We start from the raw sequence: 4034 nt of genomic DNA, 5'->3' as shown, positions 1-4034 counted from the left end.
AACTCAAATCTACTTTCCTCGCAGCAGTGCAGTTCGCTTCAATCATCATACTGCTTAACTGACGACACGACGTAGAAATCACTCTCATCCGGCACTGGCAGATGCTGTCTCCGGACTGAAAGCCGATCCGGTCATCCGCAATGCCGTCTGCATCCTGCAGGAACGCTTCCTGACCGCAGGGCAATGTCTTCTGCACGGAGATCTCCACGCTGGTTCCGTCATGGTCGCACCCGGAACTTCTTCCGTAATAGACGGAGAATTCGCCCTTATCGGCCCGGCAGGATTCGATTGCGGGCTTTTTATCGCCAGCCTGATTCTGGCCGGTTTCAGCCACAACGGACATCATCGGAACCTGATCTCCGGACTGTTCCGCTCTTCAGACAGATTTTCGAAGCGGAATTCCTCCGCCTGTGGGAAACACGTGACGAAACCGGAGATATTGCTCCGCCGATCCTGTCCGGGCACAGTGGCAGGAACGGCTTTATCACCTCATATCTGCAAAAAATCCATGATGACACAACAGGCTTCGCAGCGCTGGAGATTATCCGCCGCCTGACAGGATATGCGCAGACGTCATATTTCTCACACCTGCCGGACCATGAAGGTGTAAAACGTCAGCAGGAAGCTCTCTCCTGTGCAACAGCCCTGCTGACGGGAACGGGCGGACTGCCCGGCTGACGCAGATACCGGCTCTGTGTCCGGGCGCAGTTTCAGGCTATCCTGCGCGCGCCATGACCACGATCTCCTCTCCCGCAACATGCCCGACCGGATCTGCCGGGCAGGCCGGAAAAACAGCCATCCCGTCCCGCAGGGAAGCCCGGCGCACGGAAACGACGGACGCCCTGATCAGAGCCGCCATGCGGCTTCTGTCCGAAAAGGGCTTTGACGAAACCACAACCGACGAAATCGCCGCTGCCGCAGGCATTTCCCGCCGCACCCTGTTTCGGTATTTTCCTGCCAAGGCCGATATCGTGACGGCCTGGACCCGTCAGATGACCGACGTTCTGACGGCCAGCGTCAGAAACAGCCCCGAAAACGCCACAGCGCAGGATATCATCGGTACCGCACTGGAAGCCGTCGTGCCGCATATGGCAAAAACACGCGCCGAATCCTACGCCTTCGTCTGCCTGATCGAACGCACGCCGACGCTTCTCCCGGTCAGCCTCCGCAAATATGCACAATGGGAAGACAGCCTCGCTGCTGCGCTCATCCTCCGTCTCCCTCCCGGCCCGGACAGTCAGCTTGCCGCGCGCGTTGCCGCGCGTTCCGCAATCGCTGCCTTTCGCACGGCCCTCGACGAATGGATCAGACTCAAGGGCAGACCTGCTTTGATCCCGGTCCTCCGCAGGGTTCTCGCACTTCAGACCCGGCTTCTGACAACAGATTCATGACCCCGCGCCGAAACTGGCCTTCCTTACGGAACAGCCTCTATAAAGGCTGACCTTAAGCCCCCCCCCTCGGAGATCCGGAGTGAAGCGCCTGTCCGTTCGCAATCTGCTCCCCGCCCTGACCATAGCTCTGCTGAGCACAGTCCCGCTCTGCGGAAATACCATTGCGCGGGCTGCGGAAAGCGCTCCCCTGACCACTGCACGCGACACCGCAACTCTCATCACCGACACGGACAGTCTCAGCACGGGCCAGACATTCCATGCTGCACTGCGCCTTAACCTGAAGCCCGGCTGGCACAGCTACTGGCGTAATGCAGGGGATGCGGGCGATGCCCCGACTCTGGATCTCCGGCTGACAGGTGCCGCAACCGCGGCTGGTAAGGATATTCTCTGGTCCGTTCCTCGCCGCCTGCCCGAAGGCGCACTGATGTCCTACGGTTATACCGGAGACGTCATTCTTCCCGTCGCTCTCACTCCAAAATCTGGCAACGGCAGCACCGCAACCCTTACCGCCCATGCCGAATGGCTGGTCTGTGCGGAGGTCTGCGTTCCCGAATCCGGTGATTTCCAGCTGGCGCTGAAGGCAGGCACATCCGCCTCCTCTGCCGAAGCCCCGCTGATCAGTGCTGCTCTTAACGCACGGCCCCGCACCGCGCCCTTCACGGCACATATCGCGCCGGACGGCGCGCTCACTCTGCACGGACAGATCCCGGACAAGATCAGAGACGCCTGGTTCCTTCCTGACACGCCCGGACTTATAAAACAGGCAGCTCCTCAGCCTCTTACACAGGCCCCGGACAGCCTGACCCTGAAGCTTGCTCTTCTCGACGGATATAAACCCGGCTCAGACCTCAGCGGTGTTGTCGTCCTCAAGGACAGTTCAGGACAGGAAAACGGCTTTTCGATCTCTGCAAAAGCCACGGCCACACCTGCCGTTCAGCCTGCGTCTGTCTCCTCCTCCTGGCTCAGCCTGTTCCTGCTCGCCATCCTCGGCGGGCTGATCCTCAATCTGATGCCCTGCGTATTCCCGGTACTCGCCATGAAAGCCCTGGCGCTCAGCCGCGCGGACAATCCCCGCGCCATGAGACGCAGCGCCCTTGCTTATACAGCCGGTGTTCTGGTCACATTCAGCGCACTCGGTCTTATCGTCCTCGCTTTCAGACAAAGCGGAATCCAGGCCGCCTGGGGCGCACAGTTCCAGTCCCCCGCCTTCGTCGCGGGAATCTGCTGGCTGCTCTTCGCTGTGGGTCTCGGCATGACAGATGCCGCAGGCTTCGGTCCCGTCAGCGCCGGGCAGTCCCTTCTCAGCCGCAGCCGCGGCCTTGCGGCCGATTTCCTGACGGGGCTGCTTGCCGTGCTGATCGCCACACCCTGCACCGCGCCGTTTATGGGGGCCGCCCTTGCAGGCGCGCTTGCCGCTCCGCCTCTGCCCGCGCTCGGTATATTTCTCGGCCTCGGCCTCGGTCTTGCCTCCCCTTATCTCCTGCTCGCCGCCCTGCCAGGAGTTGCCCGCCTGTTTCCGCGCCCCGGTCCATGGATGGTTATTCTCCGGCAGGCCCTCGCCTTCCCGGTCTTCGGGACCTGCGTCTGGCTCGCCTGGGTGCTGGTCTCCCAGACCGGAAACTCAGGTATTCTCATCCTCGGATCAGGATGTCTGGTGATCGGACTGGCTCTGTGGCTTGGCGGAATGAGCCGCGCCGATCTCCGGCCTGCTCCGCGACTCATCCTGCGGCTTATTGCCCTTCTGCTGCTGCTCATCCCGCTTGCCACCCTCCCTGCACTGCAGGAAACCGATGCCGGCACGACGGAATCCACGCACGGAGCGGGATCGGAACCCTGGTCGGCCGCGCGCCTTGAAACGCTGCGTCATGAAGGAAGACCGGTTCTCGTCGATATGACAGCTGCCTGGTGTATCACCTGCCTCGTCAACGAGCGCATGGTCCTCAACACGCCACGTATCCGGGACGCTTTCCGGAAAAGAAACATCGTCTGGCTCAGGGGGGACTGGACCCGCAGAAATCCCGAAATCAGCACTTTCCTCACAGCCCGCAACCGCGACGGCGTGCCGCTCTATGTCTACTATCCGCCCCACGGCAGCGAGGTCATTCTACCCCAGATCCTGACAGCGGAAATAGTTCTTAAACTGACCGATACAGAAACAAAAAATCATTAATACCCATCAATCATTTCCCGCTTTTTCTCTTTCTGTCTTTCGTAAATTTTTCTGGAACCGGGACCGGGGTATAGGACACAAAATCCCTCTCCACCGGCTGTACCACTCCATGATACCACCCCGGGTGCTCATACCAGTCTGATCGGCGCCGGCTCCCGGCCAAGAGCCTACTGCTGACATTCTCTGAAGATAACCAGAGCAGCATGGAACGCTATGTCCGGCACTACTACACGCCAGCCCCCGTTCTGCACCGGACTGCAGCATGATAGGGAAAACATAAATTTCGAAGACTTCGCCACAGAGCGCCTGAAACACGTCGCAGCTCATCTTCCCTGCATCCTCCCCCTCTCCCACACTCCGGGATGAAGAGCCGCTTGGTCCCGGTATCAAGCGTGTGTGCTGCGGTCGTCAGCCGGGTTACAGAGATGCCGCGATCCAGACCTGTCTGACACTGAAGGTTCTGTTCGGTTTTG

The 4034-nt window shown here is 60.3% G+C and carries 4 protein-coding genes and 1 pseudogene; 3 read left to right on the top strand and 2 right to left on the bottom strand.

The window, feature by feature from the left end; genetic code table 11:
* Positions 1 to 208, bottom strand: a pseudogene (locus LOC54_RS11595) (hypothetical protein); the annotation flags it as partial.
* Between the two features lie 80 nt (positions 209 to 288).
* Between LOC54_RS11595 and LOC54_RS11590 the strand changes: the two are divergent.
* The gene (locus tag LOC54_RS11590) at positions 289 to 678 is read left to right on the top strand and encodes a hypothetical protein (RefSeq protein ID WP_279313950.1); all 390 of its coding nucleotides are present in this window, start codon (positions 289 to 291) and stop codon (positions 676 to 678) included.
* A 37-nt stretch (positions 679 to 715) separates the two neighbouring features.
* Here LOC54_RS11590 and LOC54_RS11585 read toward each other — a convergent pair whose 3' ends face one another.
* The gene (locus tag LOC54_RS11585) at positions 716 to 859 is read right to left on the bottom strand and encodes a hypothetical protein (protein WP_279313949.1); all 144 of its coding nucleotides are present in this window, start codon (positions 857 to 859) and stop codon (positions 716 to 718) included.
* On the opposite strand from LOC54_RS11585, the gene LOC54_RS11580 reads away from it, so the two are divergent.
* Both LOC54_RS11580 and LOC54_RS11575 read left to right on the top strand, forming a co-directional pair.
* A complete protein-coding gene (locus LOC54_RS11580) occupies positions 858 to 1391 on the top strand; it encodes a TetR family transcriptional regulator (RefSeq protein WP_279313948.1) in 534 nt (177 codons plus the stop codon). The genes LOC54_RS11585 and LOC54_RS11580 overlap by 2 nt on opposite strands.
* A 79-nt stretch (positions 1392 to 1470) precedes the next feature.
* Positions 1471 to 3561 carry a protein-disulfide reductase DsbD gene (locus LOC54_RS11575; protein WP_279313947.1) on the top strand — a complete coding sequence of 697 codons (2091 nt, stop codon included), beginning with the start codon at positions 1471 to 1473 and terminating at the stop codon, positions 3559 to 3561.
* Positions 3562 to 4034 lie beyond the last annotated feature (473 nt).

It is taken from the genome of Acetobacter sp. AN02 (assembly GCF_029759835.1).
In the GTDB taxonomy this organism is placed as follows: Bacteria; Pseudomonadota; Alphaproteobacteria; order Acetobacterales; family Acetobacteraceae; genus Acetobacter.
This window is presented reverse-complemented; position numbering and strand designations above follow the sequence as displayed.